The 19973-nt window shown below is 67.9% G+C and carries 17 protein-coding genes and 1 tRNA gene; 14 read left to right on the forward strand and 4 right to left on the reverse strand.

What is annotated here, in order from left to right; all coding sequences use genetic code 11:
- Positions 1 to 47 precede the first annotated feature (47 nt).
- On the forward strand, positions 48 to 1103 hold the full coding sequence (locus tag D3105_RS08770; protein WP_118901833.1) for a UDP-N-acetylmuramate dehydrogenase: 1056 nt from the start codon (positions 48 to 50) through the stop codon (positions 1101 to 1103).
- Between the two features lie 16 nt (positions 1104 to 1119).
- Here the strand turns inward: D3105_RS08770 and D3105_RS08775 are convergent, their stop codons facing one another.
- On the reverse strand, positions 1120 to 1755 hold the full coding sequence (locus tag D3105_RS08775) for an NAD(P)-dependent oxidoreductase (RefSeq protein WP_118901836.1): 636 nt from the start codon (positions 1753 to 1755) through the stop codon (positions 1120 to 1122).
- A 97-nt stretch (positions 1756 to 1852) separates the two neighbouring features.
- Between D3105_RS08775 and D3105_RS08780 the strand changes: the two genes are divergently transcribed.
- Positions 1853 to 2446 carry a TetR/AcrR family transcriptional regulator gene (locus tag D3105_RS08780; RefSeq protein WP_118901839.1) on the forward strand — a complete coding sequence of 198 codons (594 nt, stop codon included), beginning with the start codon at positions 1853 to 1855 and terminating at the stop codon, positions 2444 to 2446.
- Here the strand turns inward: D3105_RS08780 and D3105_RS08785 are convergent.
- Positions 2439 to 3452, reverse strand: coding sequence for an adenosine deaminase (locus tag D3105_RS08785; protein ID WP_118901842.1), 1014 nt, complete (start codon positions 3450 to 3452; stop codon positions 2439 to 2441). The two genes, D3105_RS08780 and D3105_RS08785, sit on opposite strands and share 8 nt — an antisense overlap.
- Before the next feature lie 128 nt (positions 3453 to 3580).
- Complete coding sequence (locus tag D3105_RS08790) at positions 3581 to 4807, reverse strand: pyridoxal phosphate-dependent aminotransferase (RefSeq protein WP_118901846.1); 1227 nt, start codon at positions 4805 to 4807, stop codon at positions 3581 to 3583.
- A gap of 212 nt (positions 4808 to 5019) precedes the next feature.
- On the opposite strand from D3105_RS08790, the gene D3105_RS08795 reads away from it, so the two are divergent.
- The 10 genes from D3105_RS08795 to D3105_RS08845 all read left to right on the forward strand — a co-directional run bounded on the left by D3105_RS08795 (position 5020) and on the right by D3105_RS08845 (position 18310).
- Positions 5020 to 5092, forward strand: a tRNA-Trp gene (locus tag D3105_RS08795).
- 106 nt (positions 5093 to 5198) lie between these two features.
- The gene (gene secE, locus D3105_RS08800; RefSeq protein WP_010071801.1) at positions 5199 to 5486 is read left to right on the forward strand and encodes a preprotein translocase subunit SecE; all 288 of its coding nucleotides are present in this window, start codon (positions 5199 to 5201) and stop codon (positions 5484 to 5486) included.
- Between the two features lie 74 nt (positions 5487 to 5560).
- Positions 5561 to 6415, forward strand: coding sequence for a transcription termination/antitermination protein NusG (nusG, locus tag D3105_RS08805; RefSeq protein WP_118901849.1), 855 nt, complete (start codon positions 5561 to 5563; stop codon positions 6413 to 6415).
- A 177-nt stretch (positions 6416 to 6592) separates the two neighbouring features.
- Positions 6593 to 7027, forward strand: coding sequence for a 50S ribosomal protein L11 (rplK, locus tag D3105_RS08810; RefSeq protein ID WP_018101261.1), 435 nt, complete (start codon positions 6593 to 6595; stop codon positions 7025 to 7027).
- Between the two features lie 80 nt (positions 7028 to 7107).
- The gene (gene rplA / locus D3105_RS08815) at positions 7108 to 7830 is read left to right on the forward strand and encodes a 50S ribosomal protein L1 (RefSeq protein WP_065485002.1); all 723 of its coding nucleotides are present in this window, start codon (positions 7108 to 7110) and stop codon (positions 7828 to 7830) included.
- Between the two features lie 173 nt (positions 7831 to 8003).
- On the forward strand, positions 8004 to 8909 hold the full coding sequence (locus D3105_RS08820) for a hypothetical protein (RefSeq protein ID WP_118901851.1): 906 nt from the start codon (positions 8004 to 8006) through the stop codon (positions 8907 to 8909).
- A gap of 273 nt (positions 8910 to 9182) precedes the next feature.
- A complete protein-coding gene (rplJ, locus tag D3105_RS08825) occupies positions 9183 to 9740 on the forward strand; it encodes a 50S ribosomal protein L10 (RefSeq protein ID WP_003966997.1) in 558 nt (185 codons plus the stop codon).
- An 84-nt stretch (positions 9741 to 9824) separates the two neighbouring features.
- The gene (gene rplL, locus D3105_RS08830) at positions 9825 to 10208 is read left to right on the forward strand and encodes a 50S ribosomal protein L7/L12 (protein ID WP_118901854.1); all 384 of its coding nucleotides are present in this window, start codon (positions 9825 to 9827) and stop codon (positions 10206 to 10208) included.
- A gap of 618 nt (positions 10209 to 10826) precedes the next feature.
- A complete protein-coding gene (gene rpoB / locus D3105_RS08840) occupies positions 10827 to 14312 on the forward strand; it encodes a DNA-directed RNA polymerase subunit beta (RefSeq protein ID WP_118901857.1) in 3486 nt (1161 codons plus the stop codon).
- 98 nt (positions 14313 to 14410) lie between these two features.
- Positions 14411 to 18310: a DNA-directed RNA polymerase subunit beta' gene (locus tag D3105_RS08845; RefSeq protein ID WP_030709186.1), complete on the forward strand. Its 3900-nt coding sequence runs from the start codon at positions 14411 to 14413 to the stop codon at positions 18308 to 18310.
- 95 nt (positions 18311 to 18405) lie between these two features.
- Here the strand turns inward: D3105_RS08845 and D3105_RS08850 are convergent, their stop codons facing one another.
- Positions 18406 to 18678 carry a hypothetical protein gene (locus tag D3105_RS08850; RefSeq protein WP_032779339.1) on the reverse strand — a complete coding sequence of 91 codons (273 nt, stop codon included), beginning with the start codon at positions 18676 to 18678 and terminating at the stop codon, positions 18406 to 18408.
- Positions 18679 to 19123: 445 nt separating this feature from the next.
- Between D3105_RS08850 and rpsL the strand changes: the two genes are divergently transcribed.
- The gene (gene rpsL, locus D3105_RS08855; RefSeq protein ID WP_003948652.1) at positions 19124 to 19495 is read left to right on the forward strand and encodes a 30S ribosomal protein S12; all 372 of its coding nucleotides are present in this window, start codon (positions 19124 to 19126) and stop codon (positions 19493 to 19495) included.
- A 2-nt stretch (positions 19496 to 19497) separates the two neighbouring features.
- Positions 19498 to 19968 carry a 30S ribosomal protein S7 gene (rpsG, locus tag D3105_RS08860; RefSeq protein ID WP_003966970.1) on the forward strand — a complete coding sequence of 157 codons (471 nt, stop codon included), beginning with the start codon at positions 19498 to 19500 and terminating at the stop codon, positions 19966 to 19968.
- Positions 19969 to 19973: the final 5 nt, after the last annotated feature.

A 19973-nucleotide genomic window follows, 5' to 3' on the forward strand; every position in this document is an offset into this window, starting at 1 on the left:
CGTGGCCCCGCACGAGCGGCGGGGGCGCGGACCGTACTCTTGTCCCCGTGCAGGAACTCCACGACGCCCCCCTCGCCCCCCTGACCACCTTCCGGCTCGGCGGCCCCGCCGCCCGGCTGCTGACCGCCACGACCGACGCCGAGGTGATCGCCGCCGTCCGCGAGGCCGACGCGAGCGGCACCCCGCTGCTCGTCATCGGCGGCGGCTCCAACCTGGTCATCGGGGACAAGGGCTTCGACGGCACCGCGCTGCGCATCGCCACCAAGGGCTTCGAGCTCTCCGGTACGTCGCTGGAGCTGGCGGCCGGAGAGGTGTGGACCGACGCGGTCGCCCGGACCGTCGAGGCGGGTCTCGCGGGCATCGAGTGCCTGGCGGGCATCCCCGGATCCGCGGGCGCGACACCCATTCAGAACGTCGGCGCGTACGGACAGGAGGTGTCCTCCACCATCACGGAGGTCGTCGCCTACGACCGGCGCACCCGGGAGACCGTGACGATTCCGAACACGGAGTGCGCGTTTTCGTACCGGCACAGCCGCTTCAAGGCCGAACCCGACCGGTTCGTGGTGCTGCGTGTCCGATTCGAGCTGGAAGAGGCCGACGGGCTCTCCGCGCCCCTCAAGTACCCCGAAACGGCCAGGGCCATGGGCGTCGAACAGGGCGACCGCGTGCCGCTGCCGGCCGCCCGCGAGACCGTCCTGCGGCTGCGCGCGGGCAAGGGCATGGTGCTGGACCCGGAGGACCACGACACCTGGTCCGCGGGGTCCTTCTTCACCAACCCGATCCTCGGACCGGCCGCCTTCCAGGAGTTCCTCGGCCGGGTCCACGACCGCCTCGGACCGGACGTGACGCCCCCCGCGTTCCCCGCCGAGGACGGCCGCACCAAGACCTCGGCGGCCTGGCTGATCGACCGGGCCGGATTCACCAAGGGGTACGGCGGCGGCCCCGCCCGGATCTCCACCAAGCACACCCTCGCCCTCACCAACCGGGGCGCGGCCACCACCGAGGACCTGCTCGCCCTGGCCCGCGAGGTTGTCGCCGGAGTGCACGCGGCCTTCGGCGTCACCCTCGTCAACGAGCCGGTGACGGTCGGCGTCAGCCTGTAGCGCCTCGGACACGCGGTCAGTACGCGATGCCCACGCCCTGCTTCACGGCCGCCGGGTCGTCGACCAGCGCGAGCATCGCGTGCGCCACGTCGGCCCGGGAGATGGTCCGGCTGCTGCGCGGCGTGCCGCCCACGACCTTGCGGTAGACGCCCGTGCGCGGCCCGTCCGTCAGCCTCGGCGGGCGCACCGCGGTCCAGTCCGTGGCGCCGGCGGCCAGCACCGCCTCCATCCGGGCGAGATCGGCGTACAGATCCGCGAACACCGCCCCGACCAGTTTGAGCGACAGCCGGTCGACGAGCGGATCGCCCGCCGCCTTCGGCCCGACCGGCACCGCGCTCACCACCAGCAGCCGCCGGGTGCCCTCGGCCTCCATCGCCGACACGATCCGCCGGGTCAGCCGCTCGGCGACCCCGTTCGCCTTCCGGCCGCGCGAACCCAGCCCCGAGAGCACCGCGTCCCGCCCCGCGACCGCCGCCCGCACCGCCGCCTCGTCGTCCAGCCGGACGACACCGTGCAGCGCCGCGCGTCCCAACGGCTCCGGAAGCCGGTCCGGGTCCCGGACCACGGCCGTCACCTCGTGACCCGCCGCGAGCGCCTGGCCCACGATTTCCTGACCGACGCCGCCGGTCGCTCCGAACACGGTGATCCTCATAGCGCGCCCCTGGGTGGGTGAGTATTTACTAACCCCTAGGGTGGGTGGCCCCCGCCCGGTCGTCAAGATTTCCGGGTCACGGCCTGTTGGAGCGCACATGGACCAGAAGCCCACCCGCGTCCGGATCGTCGACGCGGCGTACGAGCTGATGCTCTCCATCGGCCTCGCCCGGACCACCACCAAGGAGATCGCCAAGGCGGCAGGCTGCTCGGAGGCGGCGCTCTACAAGTACTTCTCCGGCAAGGAAGAGCTGTTCGTCACCGTCCTCGCGGAGCGGCTGCCCCGGCTCGGGGGCCTTCTCACCGAGCTGACCGCCGGCGAGGGCAGCGTCGAGGGCAACCTCACCGACATCGCCCGGCAGGCCGCCCTGTTCTACGAGCAGACCTTCCCCATGGCGGCGTCCCTGTACGCCGAACCCCAGCTCAAGCGCCGCCACGAGCAGGGCGTGGGAGGGCTGGCGGCCGGGCCCCACCTGCCGATCCAGCAGCTCGACGTCTATCTGCGCGCCGAGCAGGGCGCGGGCCGCATCCGGGCCGGCGCGGACACCTACGCCGCCGCCTCCCTGCTGCTGGGCGCCTGCGCGCAGCGGGCCTTCGCCTACTCCACGCTCCCCGGCGGCCGGCCCCCGCCGACGTCCCTGGAGGACTTCGCCGCCTCCCTCGTCCGTACGCTCCTGGGCGGGATCAGTTAGCCAGCCAGTCGTCGATCCCGGACAGCAGCTTCTCCCGTACGTCCACGGGCGCCGCAGATCCGCGCACCGACTGGCGGGCCAGCTCGGCCAGCTCCTCGTCGGTGAAGCCGTGGTGCCGGCGCACCAGCTCGTACTGGGCGGCCAGCCGCGAACCGAACAGCAGCGGATCGTCCGCTCCCAGCGCCATCGGCACGCCGGCGTCGAACAGAGTGCGCAGGGGGACATCGGCGGGCTTCTCGTAGACGCCGAGCGCCACGTTGGACGACGGGCACACCTCGCAGGTGATTTGCCGCTCGGCGAGCCTGCGCAGCAGCCGGGGGTCCTCGGCGGCCCGCACACCGTGGCCGATCCGCGCGGCGTCCAGGTCGTCGAGGCAGTCGCGCACGCTGGAGGGTCCCGACAGCTCCCCGCCGTGCGGAGCCGCCAGCAGACCGCCGTCCCGGGCGATGGCGAAGGCCCGGTCGAAGTCACGGGCCATCCCGCGCCGCTCGTCGTTGGAGAGCCCGAAGCCGACGACGCCCCGGTCGGCGTACCGCACGGCGAGCCGGGCCAGCGTGCGGGCGTCCAGCGGGTGCTTCATCCGGTTGGCGGCGATCACCACGCGCATGTCCAGGCCGGTGTCCCGGGAGGCGCTGTCCACGGCGTCCAGGATGATCTCGATGGCCGGGATCAGTCCGCCGAGCAGCGGGGCGTACGAGGTGGGGTCGACCTGGATCTCCAGCCAGCCGGAGCCGTCCGCGACGTCCTCCTGGGCGCTCTCGCGCACCAGGCGCTGGATGTCCTCGGGGGACCGCAGGCAGGACCGGGCGATGTCGTAGAGCCGCTGGAAACGGAACCAGCCGCGCTCGTCGGTCGCCCGCAGTTTCGGCGGCTCGCCGCCGGTCAGGGCGTCGGGGAGATGGACCCCGTACTTGTCGGCGAGTTCGAGCAGGGTGGTGGGCCGCATCGACCCGGTGAAGTGCAGGTGCAGGTGGGCCTTGGGCAACAGACGTACATCACGCTCCATCGGAAGATCCTGCCGCACGGGCGGGCCGGAGCGGTAGCCGCTTTCCCCTTCCGGGGGCTGCTCGAACAAAAAAAGCGCCCCCGGCCGGAGGGGATTTCGGCGGCCGGGGGCACTGACGCGCGGGGTTCTCAGGCCTTGGCCTCGCCCAGCAGCTTCTGGATCCGCGAGACGCCCTCGATCAGGTCGTTGTCGCCCAGTGCGTAGGAAAGCCGCAGGTAGCCGGGGGTACCGAAGGCCTCTCCGGGCACGACGGCGACCTCCGCCTCGTCCAGGATCAGGGCCGCCAGCTCGACCGTGGTGGCCGGGCGCTTGCCGCGGATCTCCTTGCCGAGCACGTCCTTGACCGCCGGGTAGGCGTAGAACGCGCCCTCCGGTTCCGGGCAGAACACGCCGTCGATCTCGTTGAGCATCCGCACGATGAGGTTGCGGCGGCGGTCGAAGGCGGTGCGCATCTCGGCGACCGCGTCCAGCGGGCCGGAGACGGCCGCGAGCGCGGCGACCTGGGCGACGTTGGAGACGTTGGAGGTGGCGTGCGACTGGAGGTTGGTCGCGGCCTTGACGACGTCCTTGGGGCCGATGATCCAGCCCACCCGCCAGCCGGTCATCGCGTACGTCTTGGCGACGCCGTTGACGACGATGCACTTGTCGCGCAGCTCCGGGACGATCGCCGGGAGTGAGGTGAACGTCGCGTCGCCGTAGACGAGGTGCTCGTAGATCTCGTCGGTCAGGACCCACAGGTCGTGCTCGACGGCCCAGCGGCCGATCGCCTCGGCGTCGGCCTCGCTGTAGACCGCGCCGGTCGGGTTGGAGGGCGAGACGAACAGGACGACCTTGGTCTTCTCGGTGCGCGCGGCCTCCAGCTGCTCGACGGAGACCCGGTAGCCGGTGGTCTCGTCGGCGACGACCTCGACCGGGACACCGCCGGCGAGCCGGATCGACTCGGGGTAGGTGGTCCAGTACGGGGCGGGCACGATGACCTCGTCGCCCGGGTCGAGGATCGCGGCGAAGGCCTCGTAGATGGCCTGCTTGCCGCCGTTGGTCACCAGGATCTGGCTGGCGTCGACCTCGTAGCCGGAGTCGCGCAGCGTCTTCTCCGCGATGGCGGCCTTGAGCTCGGGGAGCCCGCCTGCGGGGGTGTAGCGGTGGTACTTCGGGTTGCGGCAGGCCTCGACCGCGGCGTCGACGATGTAGTCGGGCGTCGGGAAGTCGGGTTCGCCGGCCCCGAAGCCGATCACCGGACGCCCGGCGGCCTTGAGGGCCTTGGCCTTGGCGTCGACGGCGAGGGTCGCGGACTCGGAGATCGCACCGATGCGGGCGGAAACCCGGCGCTCGGACGGTGAAGTTGCAGCGCTCATGGCCCCATGCTTGCAGACCGCGAAAGCCGTCGGCGCAGGGGTTTCAGGGACCGGACAGGACCTGGACAGCATCCGGACAGGACCGGTCGGTTGTTGTCTGTTCGACGCGGCGGCCCTGAGCACGTACACTCACCTGTCGTTGGCCTTCACCAGCCGCACCGTTCCTGCACCCGGTCACCGGGGAAGATGCGGTAGGTTGGTGGAAACCACCAAGGGTCGTAGCTCAATTGGTAGAGCACTGGTCTCCAAAACCAGCGGTTGGGGGTTCAAGTCCCTCCGGCCCTGCTACACACTCCTTCGCCAGGATGTGTGCGCATGTACGTACTTCATTGCACAGCCGTGCGGCTCCACCGGGCGCGGCACGGCCACGACCCGGAATCAGGTGAGTAGCGTGACGGACGCCGTGGGCTCCATCGACATGCCTGATGCCGATGATGAAGCTCCCGAGTCGAAGAAGAAGACTCGGAAGGGCGGCAAGCGCGGCAAGAAGGGCCCTCTGGGTCGGCTCGCGCTGTTCTACCGCCAGATCGTCGCGGAACTCCGTAAGGTTGTCTGGCCGACGCGTAGCCAGCTCACGACGTACACCTCCGTGGTGATCGTGTTCGTCGTCGTCATGATCGGTCTTGTTACCGTTCTCGACATGGGCTTCGCCCGGGTCGTCAAGTACGTCTTCGGCTGATCACGCGGAAGGCGTCGGACCCCGGCGCCCCTTTCGCACGTTCCACCCTTTGTATCCAGGAAGAAGCAGCCATCGTGTCTGACCCGAACCTGAACGACGCCGTCGAGCCCGAGGCCGGCGCCTCAGAGTCCGCCAAGGACGAGCTCGACATCGTTGAGGCTGCTGACTCCGTGGACCCGGACCAGGCCGAAGTCGTCGAAGCCTCCGAGGGTGAGGACGCGGCAGCCGATGAGGCCGCCGAAGCCGTCGAGACCGTCGAGGAAGAGGCCGTCGAGGCCGCCGACGAGGAGGAGGCCGAGCCGGCCGCCCCCGTCGACCCCATCGCCGCCCTGCGCGACGAGCTCCGCACCCTCCCCGGCGAGTGGTACGTCATCCACACCTACGCCGGTTACGAGAAGCGCGTGAAGGCCAACCTGGAGCAGCGCGCCGTCTCGCTGAACGTGGAGGAGTTCATCTATCAGGCCGAGGTGCCTGAAGAGGAAATCGTCCAGATCAAGAACGGCGAGCGCAAGAACGTCCGGCAGAACAAGCTCCCCGGCTACGTGCTGGTGCGCATGGACCTGACGAACGAGTCCTGGGGCGTCGTGCGGAACACGCCGGGCGTCACCGGCTTCGTGGGCAACGCCTACGACCCGTACCCGCTGACCCTGGACGAGATCGTCAAGATGCTCGCCCCGGAGGCCGAGGAGAAGGCCGCCCGCGAGGCCGCCGAGGCCGAGGGCAAGCCGGCTCCGGCCCGCAAGGTCGAGGTCCAGGTGCTGGACTTCGAGGTCGGCGACTCGGTCACCGTCACCGACGGCCCGTTCGCCACGCTGCAGGCCACGATCAACGAGATCAACGCCGACTCGAAGAAGGTCAAGGGCCTCGTCGAGATCTTCGGCCGCGAGACCCCGGTCGAGCTCAGCTTCGACCAGATCCAGAAGAACTAGGCGCTTCCCGCCGCTTTCTGGACACATGCCTACCCAGCAGGTCAGAGGGGCTCCACAGCCGCTCTGACCTGCTGGGTTTTTGGTCGCACAGCTATACCCGTTATCGTTGTGCGGTATGCCTCCATCCGGATGACCGGAATGGCGGCGAAACACTCTCACTAGGACCCGGAGAGAGCAATGCCTCCCAAGAAGAAGAAGGTCACGGGGCTTATCAAGCTCCAGATCAACGCCGGTGCGGCGAACCCGGCCCCGCCGGTCGGCCCCGCGCTCGGTCAGCACGGCGTCAACATCATGGAGTTCTGCAAGGCCTACAACGCCGCGACCGAGTCGCAGCGTGGCATGGTCGTGCCGGTGGAGATCACGGTCTACGAGGACCGCTCCTTCACCTTCATCACCAAGACTCCGCCGGCCGCCAAGCTGATCCTCAAGGCCGCGGGTGTGGAGAAGGGCTCCGGCGAGCCGCACAAGACCAAGGTCGCCAAGCTGACGGCTGCCCAGGTCCGCGAGATCGCCACGACGAAGCTCCCCGACCTGAACGCCAATGACCTCGACGCCGCGTCGAAGATCATCGCCGGCACCGCCCGTTCCATGGGCATCACGGTCGAAGGCTGATTCAGCCCCGTAACCCCCAGTGGTAGGGCCAAGCGCTGGTCCGCACCACGACTCCACACTCTGAAACCTCAGGAGCAGAAGTGAAGCGCAGCAAGAACCTCCGCGCTGCGGACGCCAAGATCGACCGGGAGCGCGTGTACGCCCCGCTCGAGGCCGTCCGTCTCGCCAAGGACACCGCCACCACGAAGTTCGACGGCACCGTCGAGGTCGCCTTCCGCCTGGGCGTCGACCCGCGCAAGGCCGACCAGATGGTCCGCGGCACCGTGAACCTCCCGCACGGCACCGGCAAGACCGCCCGGGTCCTGGTCTTCGCGACCGGTGACCGTGCTGCGGCCGCGGAAGCCGCCGGAGCCGACATCGTCGGCGCCGACGAGCTGATCGACGAGGTGGCGAAGGGCCGTCTGGACTTCGACGCCGTCGTCGCCACCCCGGACCTCATGGGCAAGGTCGGCCGCCTCGGCCGCGTGCTCGGTCCGCGTGGTCTGATGCCGAACCCGAAGACCGGCACGGTCACCCCCGATGTCGTCAAGGCTGTCAACGACATCAAGGGCGGAAAGATCGAGTTCCGCGTCGACAAGCACTCCAACCTGCACTTCATCATCGGCAAGGTCTCGTTCGACGAGACCAAGCTGGTGGAGAACTACGCAGCGGCGCTGGAGGAAGTCCTCCGTCTGAAGCCGTCCGCCGCCAAGGGCCGCTACATCAAGAAGGCCGCTCTGACGACCACGATGGGCCCCGGCATCCCGCTGGACGCCAACCGCACCCGCAACCTCCTCGTCGAGGAGGACCCGGCCGCCGTCTGAGCCCTCGTGCTCACCCGGTAGCCGCGTCTACGCGTGCACTGTGTGAACGGGCCCCGCAACCTTTCGAGGTGCGGGGCCCGTCCTCGTATCCGTAAGGCCCCACGCCTGTCAGTGCCCTGTGCCACTGTGGGCTGCTGGGGACGACGGACGACACGAGGGGTGGACCGACAACCATGAGGACGAGCACGGCACGACGCATGGGTACGGCTCTCGCCGCCGCGGCGGCACTGACGTCGATGGCGGCCTGCAGCGGCTCCGACAGCGCCGACGGCTCAGGGAAGGGCAAAGGGGACGCCGTCGCCAAGGCGAGCCCCGTCGCCGCGCTGAAGCAGGTGCAGCAGAAGACCGGCGGCGCCCAGTCCGCGAAGGTCGAGGGCACCACCGAGATGGGCAGCACGATGTCCATGGAGCAGTCCGGGGCCATCGGCTGGGCCGACGGACTCTCGGGCGCGCTCACCATCACGTACACCGGCGGAACCATGGGCGAAGCCCTGAAGAAGGCCGGCGGCGACGGATCGGTCGAGGCGCGCTACTTCAAGGACGAGTACTACGCCAACATGGGCGCCGGCATGGCGGCCAACACCGGCGGCAAGAACTGGATCCGGTACTCCTACAAGGACCTCGCCGAGCTGGGCGGCGCCTCCGGCGACGTCATGAAGGACCAGATCCAGAACAGCACGCCCGAGCAGGGCGTGAAGGCGCTCCTGGCCTCCGGCGACGTCAGGAAGGTCGGCCAGGAGGACGTCCGCGGGGTCTCCGCGACGCACTACTCCGGCACGATCGACGTGGCCGAGCTGACCGCGAAGAACAGCGAACTGGACGCGAAGCAGCTGGCCGCGTTCAAGGAGCAGCTGGCGCTGGCCGGGGTGACCACGCAGACGGTCGACATCTGGGTCGACGAGAACGACCTGCTGGTGAAGAAGACCGAGCGCGGCGAGATGAAGACCGGCACGTTCAACTCGACGCTCTTCTACAGCGACTACGGCACCGAGGTCCCCTCGGACCGGCCGGAGGCCTCGGACACCGTGGACTTCAAGGAGCTGCTGAAGCAGGGCGGTACCCCGGGCGGGGCCTCCTGACACCTTTTCCACGGGATGAACAGGGACGGATTTGCCCGTCGCCCGTCCGGTCGCGTACGCTCACCAGGAAGCCAAAGACCGCTGGTCGTCGCTGTGCCTCGCAAGGGGACGGTGACCGAAGGTTCCGCTAGATCGGACGACCTGCGCAGGTGACTGTGGAATCGCTCCCGGACTCTGTTCGGTCGAGCTGCGCCCTGGCACTTGTGCTGGGGCGTTTCGTCTTTCCCGGCCCCTTCTGAGCGGTCCTCATCACCCGGAAGGAGGCCGACGCTCATGGCAAGGCCCGACAAGGCTGCCGCGGTAGCCGAGCTGACGGACCAGTTCCGCAGCTCGAACGCCGCCGTGCTGACCGAGTACCGGGGTCTCACCGTGGCACAGCTCAAGGAGCTGCGCCGTTCGCTCGGTGAGAACGCCCAGTACGCCGTGGTGAAGAACACGCTGACCAAGATTGCGGCCAACGAGGCCGGGATCGACACGCTGGACGACCTGTTCTCGGGTCCGACGGCGGTTGCCTTCGTCACCGGTGACCCGGTGGAGTCGGCGAAGGGTCTTCGTGACTTCGCCAAGGACAACCCCAACCTCATCATCAAGGGCGGTGTCCTTGACGGTAAGGCGCTGTCCGCCGATGAGATCAAGAAGCTCGCGGACCTCGAGTCCCGCGAGGTTCTGCTCTCCAAGCTGGCCGGTGCTTTCAAGGGCAAGCAGACGCAGGCGGCGCAGGTCTTCCAGGCCCTGCCCTCCAAGTTCGTCCGCACCGCGGAAGCTCTTCGCGCCAAGAAGGAAGAGCAGGGCGGTGCCGGTACTCCGGCTCCCGCCGAGGCCGCCGAGTAATCACGCTCAGCGGTCCAGCGGGCTCCACGTACGCCCGCCGACATATACATCCGGCACCTGCCGAATAGTGGAAGGACGCCTGTCATGGCGAAGCTGTCCCAGGACGACCTGCTCGCGCAGTTCGAAGAGATGACCCTCATCGAGCTCTCCGAGTTCGTGAAGGCCTTCGAGGAGAAGTTCGACGTCACCGCCGCCGCGGCCGTCGCCGTCGCCGGCCCGGCCGGCCCGGCCGCCGCCGCCGAGGCTGCTCCGGAGCAGGACGAGTTCGACGTCATCCTCACCGGCGCCGGCGAGAAGAAGATCCAGGTCATCAAGGTCGTGCGTGAGCTGACCTCGCTGGGTCTGAAGGAGGCCAAGGACCTCGTCGACGGCACCCCGAAGCCGGTCCTCGAGAAGGTCGCCAAGGAGGCCGCCGAGAAGGCTGCCGAGTCCCTCAAGGCCGCCGGCGCTTCCGTCGAGGTCAAGTAACACCTCGGGAGTCCTCGGGACTCCCTGGGCACCTCAGGTGCCCGCGCCAAGGGCGATCACCCATCCGGGTGGTCGCCCTTCGGCGTGCCCGGGGCGGGTGCCTTGCTCTTCCGCCGGTGACGAGTAGGGTGATCTTCGCCGTGCGCCTCCCGCAGGCCCCTCCAGTGCTGCCCGCGGGTTCCCGGGGGTGGCCGGTGAAGGCTCCTGGCGGATCCGATCGGACCGGCGGGCCTTGACGAACCGGACGCGGCGCGCAATTCTCAGGACGCGTCATCACTTCGATCCGTATCCGAGGCATGGATCGAGAGTGAAGAGGGAAGTAAAGAAGCGCGCACCCCAGCGCGAGGGCAAGACATAGGTGTTGAGAACAGCTGTTGAGAGCAACGTGGGTCTCTGAGAACCCCGACTGGACATCAGTGTGCCACTTGGCTACACTGACCCTTTGCGCTGCCTGTTAGCTGCCTCCTGCCCGTCACCAGGGGCATGCCCACGCTGAAGCACCGATGACCGACCCCCTCCGACCTGGTCGTTTACGACCGATTCGGAACGGCCTGTCTTTGTGTCCAGAGTGGGACCGGTACGCGCGTAGTGAGTCCGAGCCCTCGGAAGGACCCCCTCTTGGCCGCCTCGCGCAACGCCTCGACCGCGAATACGAACAACGGTGCCAGCACCGCCCCGCTGCGCATCTCTTTTGCAAAGATCAAGGAGCCCCTCGAGGTTCCGAACCTCCTCGCGCTGCAGACCGAGAGCTTTGACTGGCTCCTCGGCAACGCCGCATGGAAGGCTCGCGTCGAGGCTGCTCTGGACAGTGGACAAGACGTCCCCACCAAGTCCGGCCTGGAGGAGATCTTCGAGGAGATCTCTCCGATCGAGGACTTCTCCGGGTCGATGTCGCTCACGTTCCGCGACCACCGTTTCGAGCCCCCGAAGAACTCGATCGACGAGTGCAAGGAGCGCGACTTCACGTTCGCCGCGCCGCTCTTCGTCACGGCCGAGTTCACCAACAACGAGACCGGCGAGATCAAGTCCCAGACGGTCTTCATGGGCGACTTCCCGCTCATGACCAACAAGGGCACCTTCGTCATCAACGGCACCGAGCGTGTCGTCGTGTCGCAGCTGGTCCGCTCGCCGGGTGTCTACTTCGACTCCTCCATCGACAAGACGTCCGACAAGGACATCTTCTCCGCCAAGATCATCCCCTCCCGGGGTGCCTGGCTGGAGATGGAGATCGACAAGCGCGACATGGTCGGTGTCCGCATCGACCGCAAGCGCAAGCAGTCCGTCACCGTCCTCCTGAAGGCTCTCGGCTGGACCACCGAGCAGATCCTCGAGGAGTTCGGCGAGTACGAGTCCATGCGCGCCACCCTGGAGAAGGACCACACCCAGGGCCAGGACGACGCACTGCTCGACATCTACCGCAAGCTGCGTCCGGGCGAGCCGCCGACCCGCGAGGCCGCTCAGACGCTGCTCGAGAACCTCTACTTCAACCCGAAGCGCTACGACCTCGCGAAGGTCGGCCGCTACAAGGTGAACAAGAAGCTCGGCGCCGATGAGCCGCTCGACGCCGGGGTGCTCACCACCGACGACGTCATCGCGACCATCAAGTACCTGGTCAAGCTGCACGCCGGCGAGACCGAGACGATCGGCGAGTCCGGCCGGGAGATCGTCGTCGAGACCGACGACATCGACCACTTCGGCAACCGTCGTCTGCGCAACGTGGGTGAGCTCATCCAGAACCAGGTCCGTACGGGCCTGGCGCGGATGGAGCGCGTCGTGCGTGAGCGCATGACCACCCAGGACGTCGAGGCGATCACGCCGCAGACCCTGATCAACATCCGGCCGGTCGTCGCCTCCATCAAGGAGTTCTTCGGCACCAGCCAGCTGTCGCAGTTCATGGACCAGAACAACCCGCTGTCGGGTCTCACCCACAAGCGCCGTCTGTCGGCTCTTGGCCCGGGTGGTCTCTCCCGTGAGCGGGCCGGCTTCGAGGTCCGAGACGTGCACCCGTCCCACTACGGACGCATGTGCCCGATCGAGACCCCCGAAGGCCCGAACATCGGTCTGATCGGTTCGCTCGCCTCGTACGGCCGCGTCAACGCGTTCGGCTTCATCGAGACGCCGTACCGCAAGGTCGTCGACGGCCAGGTCACCGACGACGTCGACTACATCACCGCCGACGAGGAGGACCGCTTCGTCATCGCCCAGGCGAACGCGACCCTCAACGACGAGCTGCGCTTCACCGAGCCGCGCGTCCTGGTCCGCCGTCGTGGCGGAGAGGTCGACTACGTGCCCGGCACGGACGTCGACTACATGGACGTCTCGCCGCGCCAGATGGTGTCCGTCGCCACCGCGATGATCCCCTTCCTGGAGCACGACGACGCCAACCGTGCCCTCATGGGCGCGAACATGATGCGTCAGGCGGTGCCGCTGATTAAGTCGGAGGCCCCGCTCGTCGGCACCGGCATGGAGTACCGCTGCGCCACCGACGCCGGCGACGTCCTCAAGGCCGAGAAGGACGGTGTGGTCCAGGAGGTCTCCGCGGACTACATCACCGTCACGAACGACGACGGCACGTACACCACGTACCGCATCGCCAAGTTCATGCGCTCCAACCAGGGCACCTCGGTCAACCAGAAGGTCGTCGTCTCCGAGGGCGACCGGATCATCGCCGACCAGGTGCTCGCCGACGGACCGGCCACCGAGAACGGTGAGATGGCCCTCGGCAAGAACCTGCTCGTGGCGTTCATGCCGTGGGAGGGTCACAACTACGAGGACGCGATCATCCTGTCGCAGCGCCTCGTGCAGGACGACGTCCTCTCCTCGATCCACATCGAGGAGCACGAGGTCGACGCCCGTGACACCAAGCTCGGCCCCGAGGAGATCACCCGGGACATCCCGAACGTCTCCGAAGAGGTCCTCGCCGACCTCGACGAGCGCGGCATCATCCGGATCGGTGCCGAGGTCGTCGCCGGTGACATCCTCGTCGGCAAGGTCACGCCCAAGGGCGAGACCGAGCTGACCCCCGAGGAGCGCCTGCTCCGCGCGATCTTCGGTGAGAAGGCGCGCGAGGTGCGCGACACCTCGCTGAAGGTGCCGCACGGTGAGATCGGCAAGGTCATCGGCGTCCGCGTCTTCGACCGCGAAGAGGGCGACGAGCTGCCGCCGGGCGTGAACCAGCTGGTCCGCGTCTACGTCGCGCAGAAGCGCAAGATCACCGATGGTGACAAGCTCGCCGGCCGTCACGGCAACAAGGGCGTCATCTCCAAGATCCTGCCGATCGAGGACATGCCGTTCCTGGAGGACGGCACCCCGGTCGACATCATCCTCAACCCGCTGGGTGTCCCGTCCCGAATGAACCCGGGACAGGTCCTGGAGATCCACCTCGGCTGGCTCGCCAGCCGCGGCTGGGACGTCTCCGGCCTCGGTGACGAGTGGGCCAAGCGCCTGCAGGCCATCGGCGCCGACCAGGTCGCCCCCGGCACCAACGTCGCCACGCCCGTCTTCGACGGTGCGCGCGAGGACGAGATCTCCGGTCTCTTCGAGGCCACGATCCCCAACCGCGACGGCGACCGCCTGGTCCAGCCCTCCGGCAAGGCCCAGCTGTTCGACGGCCGCTCCGGCGAGCCGTTCCCGGACCCGGTCTCGGTCGGGTTCATGTACATCCTCAAGCTGCACCACCTGGTCGACGACAAGCTCCACGCGCGTTCGACCGGCCCGTACTCCATGATCACGCAGCAGCCGCTGGGTGGTAAGGCGCAGTTCGGTGGTCAGCGCTTCGGTGAGATGGAGGTGTGGGCCCTTGAGGCTTACGGCGCCGCGTACGCCCTCCAGGAGCTCCTGACGATCAAGTCCGACGACGTGACCGGCCGCGTGAAGGTCTACGAGGCCATCGTCAAGGGCGAGAACATCCCCGAGCCCGGCATTCCCGAGTCCTTCAAGGTGCTCATCAAGGAAATGCAGTCGCTCTGCCTCAACGTGGAGGTGCTGTCCTCGGACGGCATGTCCATCGAGATGCGCGACACGGACGAGGACGTCTTCCGCGCGGCGGAGGAGCTCGGTATCGACCTGTCCCGGCGCGAGCCGAGCAGCGTCGAAGAGGTCTGACGGGCCGGCCGGCCGCCTCATCCCGAGGCGGCCGGCCCTCCCCGGACCCGTTCAGACCATTGATTGAGACGAGACCCCGAAAGAGGGATTGACGACAAGTGCTCGACGTCAACTTCTTCGACGAGCTGCGGATCGGCCTTGCCACCGCGGACGACATCCGGACCTGGTCGCACGGCGAAGTCAAGAAGCCGGAGACCATCAACTACCGCACGCTCAAGCCCGAAAAGGACGGACTCTTCTGCGAGAAGATCTTCGGTCCGACCCGGGACTGGGAGTGCTACTGCGGCAAGTACAAGCGTGTCCGCTTCAAGGGCATCATCTGCGAGCGCTGCGGCGTCGAGGTCACTCGCGCCAAGGTGCGTCGTGAGCGGATGGGCCACATCGAGCTTGCCGCTCCCGTCACCCACATCTGGTACTTCAAGGGCGTTCCCTCGCGCCTCGGATACCTGCTGGACCTCGCGCCGAAGGACCTGGAAAAGGTCATCTACTTCGCCGCATACATGATCACGTTCGTGGACGAGGAGCGCCGCACCCGCGACCTGCCGTCCCTGGAGGCCCACGTCTCCGTCGAGCGTCAGCAGACCGAGAACCGCCGCGACGCCGACCTGGAGGCCCGGGCCAAGAAGCTCGAGACCGACCTGGCCGAGCTGGAGGCCGAGGGTGCCAAGGCCGACGTGCGCCGCAAGGTGCGCGAAGGCGCCGAGCGTGAGATGAAGCAGCTGCGCGACCGTGCGCAGCGCGAGATCGACCGCCTCGACGAGGTGTGGAGCCGCTTCAAGAACCTCAAGGTCCAGGACCTGGAGGGCGACGAGCTGCTCTACCGCGAGCTGCGTGACCGCTTCGGCACGTACTTCGACGGCTGCATGGGCGCCGCCGCGCTGCAGAAGCGCCTGGAGTCCTTCGACCTCGACGAGGAGGCCGAGCGCCTCCGCGAGATCATCCGTACCGGCAAGGGCCAGAAGAAGACCCGTGCGCTCAAGCGCCTCAAGGTCGTCTCCGCGTTCCTGCAGACGAGCAACAAGCCCAAGGGCATGGTGCTCGACTGCGTGCCGGTCATCCCGCCGGACCTGCGTCCGATGGTGCAGCTGGACGGTGGCCGCTTCGCGACCTCCGACCTGAACGACCTGTACCGCCGTGTGATCAACCGCAACAACCGCCTCAAGCGTCTCCTTGACCTCGGTGCCCCCGAGATCATCGTGAACAACGAGAAGCGGATGCTGCAGGAGGCCGTCGACGCGCTGTTCGACAACGGCCGCCGCGGTCGCCCGGTCACCGGTCCCGGTAACCGCCCGCTGAAGTCCCTGAGCGACATGCTCAAGGGCAAGCAGGGTCGTTTCCGTCAGAACCTCCTCGGCAAGCGTGTGGACTACTCCGCGCGTTCCGTGATCGTCGTCGGTCCGCAGCTCAAGCTGCACCAGTGCGGTCTGCCGAAGGCGATGGCGCTGGAGCTCTTCAAGCCGTTCGTGATGAAGCGCCTGGTGGACCTGAACCACGCGCAGAACATCAAGTCGGCCAAGCGCATGGTCGAGCGTGGCCGCACCGTCGTGTACGACGTCCTCGAAGAGGTCATCGCCGAGCACCCGGTGCTGCTGAACCGTGCGCCCACCCTGCACCGCCTCGGCATCCAGGCCTTCGAGCCGCAGCTGGTCGAGGGCAAGGCCATCCAGATCCACCCGCTCGTCTGCACCGCGTTCAACGCGGACTTCGACGGTGACCAGATGGCCGTGCACCTGCCGCTCTCCGCGGAGGCGCAGGCCGAGGCCCGCATCCTGATGCTGTCCTCGAACAACATCCTGAAGCCGGCCGACGGCCGTCCCGTCACCATGCCGACCCAGGACATGGTGCTGGGCCTCTTCTTCCTCACCACGGACGACGAGGGCCGCAACGTCAAGGGCGCGGACCGCGCGTTCGGCTCCACGGCCGAGGCCACCATGGCCTTCGACGCCCGCGAGCTGTCGCTCCAGGCGAAGGTCGACATCCGCTTCCCGGTCGGCACCATGCCGCCGCGTGGCTGGGTGCCGCCGGTCGCCGAGGAGGGCGAGCCGGAGTACCAGCCCGGCGACACCTTCCGGCTGCGGACCACCCTGGGCCGTGCGCTCTTCAACGAGCTGCTGCCCGAGGACTACCCGTTCGTCGACTACTCGGTGGGCAAGAAGCAGCTCTCCGAGATCGTCAACGACCTGGCCGAGCGCTACCCCAAGGTCATCGTGGCGGCGACGCTCGACAACCTGAAGGCGGCGGGCTTCCACTGGGCGACCCGTTCGGGCGTCACCGTGGCCATCTCCGACGTCGTCGTGCCCGAGGCCAAGAAGGCCATCGTCAAGGGCTACGAGGAGCAGGACGAGAAGGTCCAGAAGCAGTACGAGCGCGGTCTGATCACCAAGGACGAGCGCACGCAGGAGCTCATCGCGATCTGGACCAAGGCGACCAACGAGGTCGCCGAGGCGATGAACGCGAACTTCCCGAAGACGAACCCCATCTTCATGATGGTCGACTCGGGTGCCCGAGGAAACATGATGCAGATGCGTCAGATCGCGGGTATGCGTGGTCTGGTGTCGAACGCCAAGAACGAGACGATTCCCCGTCCCATCAAGGCGTCCTTCCGCGAGGGCCTCACCGTTCTGGAGTACTTCATCTCCACGCACGGTGCCCGTAAGGGTCTGGCGGACACCGCCCTGCGTACCGCCGACTCGGGTTACCTGACCCGTCGTCTGGTGGACGTCTCGCAGGACGTGATCATTCGCGAGGAGGACTGCGGCACCGACCGCGGCCTCAAGCTGAAGATCGCGGTCAAGGGCGCCGACGGCGTGCTCCGCAAGACGGACGACGTCGAGACCTCGGTCTACGCCCGCATGCTCGCCGAGGACGTCGTGGTGGACGGCAAGGTCATCGCGCCTGCCAACGTCGACCTCGGTGACGTCCTGATCGACGCCCTGGTGGGCGCCGGCGTCGAGGAGGTCAAGACCCGCTCGGTCCTGACCTGTGAGTCCGCGGTCGGCACCTGTGCCTTCTGCTACGGACGCTCGCTCGCCACCGGCAAGCTGGTCGACATCGGTGAGGCGGTCGGCATCATCGCCGCCCAGTCCATCGGTGAGCCCGGTACCCAGCTGACGATGCGTACCTTCCACACCGGTGGTGTGGCCGGTGACGACATCACCCAGGGTCTGCCCCGTGTCGTCGAGCTCTTCGAGGCCCGTACGCCCAAGGGTGTCGCCCCGATCTCCGAGGCCAAGGGCCGCGTGCGGATCGAGGAGACCGAGAAGACCAAGAAGCTCGTCGTCACCCCGGACGACGGCAGCGACGAGACGGCGTTCCCGATCTCGAAGCGTGCCCGTCTCCTGGTGGGCGAGGGCGACGCGGTCGAGGTGGGCCAGAAGCTCACCGTCGGTGCGACCAACCCGCACGACGTGCTGCGCATCCTCGGCCAGCGTGCGGTCCAGGTCCACCTGGTCGGCGAAGTCCAGAAGGTCTACAACTCGCAGGGCGTGTCGATCCACGACAAGCACATCGAGATCATCATCCGGCAGATGCTCCGCCGCGTGACGATCATCGAGTCCGGCGACGCGGAGCTGCTTCCGGGCGAGCTGGTCGAGCGGTCGAAGTTCGAGACCGAGAACCGTCGTGTGGTCACCGAGGGCGGTCACCCCGCCTCCGGCCGTCCGCAGCTGATGGGTATCACCAAGGCCTCGCTCGCCACCGAGTCGTGGCTGTCGGCGGCGTCCTTCCAGGAGACGACCAGGGTCCTCACCGACGCGGCGATCAACGCCAAGTCGGACTCCCTGATCGGCCTCAAGGAGAACGTCATCATCGGTAAGCTCATCCCGGCCGGTACGGGCCTGTCCCGCTACCGCAACATCCGGGTCGAGCCGACCGAGGAGGCCAAGGCCGCGATGTACTCGGCCGTCGGCTACGACGACATCGACTACTCGCCGTTCGGCACGGGCTCCGGCCAGGCCGTTCCGCTGGAGGACTACGACTACGGTCCGTACAACCAGTAAGCGAGTCGCTTGAACGACCGGAGGGCGGTCACCCCGTACACAACGGGGTGACCGCCCTCCGGCGTTCGTGCCGCCCGGGGGCTCCGGGGCGGCCTCTACCGGCCCAGCAGGGCGTGGTGGACCCGGAGCAGGGCCCGGGTGCCCACGGCCAGCAGAGGGGGCACGTCGGGCAGCGGGACCCTGCGGGCGAGGGCCAGGACGTCCACGACGATCGCGTAGTCGTCGACGACGGACTGCGGCAGGCCGGGGGTGCTCATGGCCGGGGCGTAGGCGGAAGCGGCGTCACCGTATTCGATGACGGCCAGGCTGACGTCGGTGTCGAGTGCGCTCGGTGCCGGGGATACGGGGTCACGGTGGTCGGCTGTCACGTGGGACCTCCTGGGGCCGGGCCGGTCGCGGGGGCCGGTCGGTCTGGTCGGCTGACCGCATTGTCCGGCAGAGCGCGACAGGGCGGTCAGGCCGTAAGGACGCTGTGTTCGCGCCGCCCGGTTGCCGGGACCCGGCAACCGCACGGACGGTCGGAGGCCAGCCGTTCCGACCCGTCGCCGGTGGTCGGCGGCCCCGCCCCGCAGGCATGGACAGCATTTGTTTTGACCCAGCTCCGTGAGGTAGGTACGCTCAAGCCTTGTGCCTGGGGTGTGCCTGGGCTCGTGTGCGTGTCCTCAACCGCAGCGCGAGTCCGTCAGTGGCCACCGCAATCTGCGCCCCTTCTGCCCCCAGGGCGGGAGTCCGCAGTATTCGACACACCCGACCGCGTGGGTCGGCGATGTTCCAGGTTAGTTTCACGAACGGCACACAGAAACCGGAGAAGTAGTGCCTACGATCCAGCAGCTGGTCCGGAAGGGCCGGCAGGACAAGGTCGAGAAGAACAAGACGCCCGCGCTCGAGGGTTCGCCCCAGCGTCGCGGTGTCTGCACGCGTGTGTTCACGACCACCCCGAAGAAGCCGAACTCGGCCCTCCGTAAGGTCGCGCGTGTGCGTCTGACCTCCGGCATCGAGGTCACGGCCTACATCCCGGGTGAGGGACACAACCTGCAGGAGCACTCCATCGTGCTCGTGCGTGGTGGCCGTGTGAAGGACCTGCCGGGTGTTCGTTACAAGATCATCCGCGGCTCCCTTGACACCCAGGGTGTCAAGAACCGCAAGCAGGCCCGCAGCCGCTACGGCGCCAAGAAGGAGAAGTAAGAATGCCTCGTAAGGGCCCCGCCCCGAAGCGCCCGGTCATCATCGACCCGGTCTACAGCTCTCCTCTTGTCACCTCGCTGATCAACAAGATCCTCCTCGACGGCAAGCGTTCCACCGCCGAGCGGATCGTGTACGGCGCCATGGAAGGCCTCCGCGAGAAGACCGGCAACGACCCGGTCATCACGCTGAAGCGCGCGCTTGAGAACGTCAAGCCCTCGCTCGAGGTCAAGTCCCGCCGTGTCGGTGGCGCCACCTACCAGGTGCCGATCGAGGTCAAGCCCGGTCGCGCCTCCACCCTCGCTCTGCGCTGGCTCGTCGGTTACTCCCGCGCCCGCCGCGAGAAGACCATGACCGAGCGCCTCATGAACGAACTGCTCGACGCCTCCAACGGCCTCGGCGCTTCGGTCAAGAAGCGTGAGGACACCCACAAGATGGCCGAGTCCAACAAGGCCTTCGCGCACTACCGCTGGTAGTCGCT

The sequence above is a fragment of the Streptomyces globisporus genome (assembly GCF_003501885.1).
GTDB classification, from domain to species: Bacteria; Actinomycetota; Actinomycetes; order Streptomycetales; family Streptomycetaceae; genus Streptomyces; species Streptomyces globisporus_D.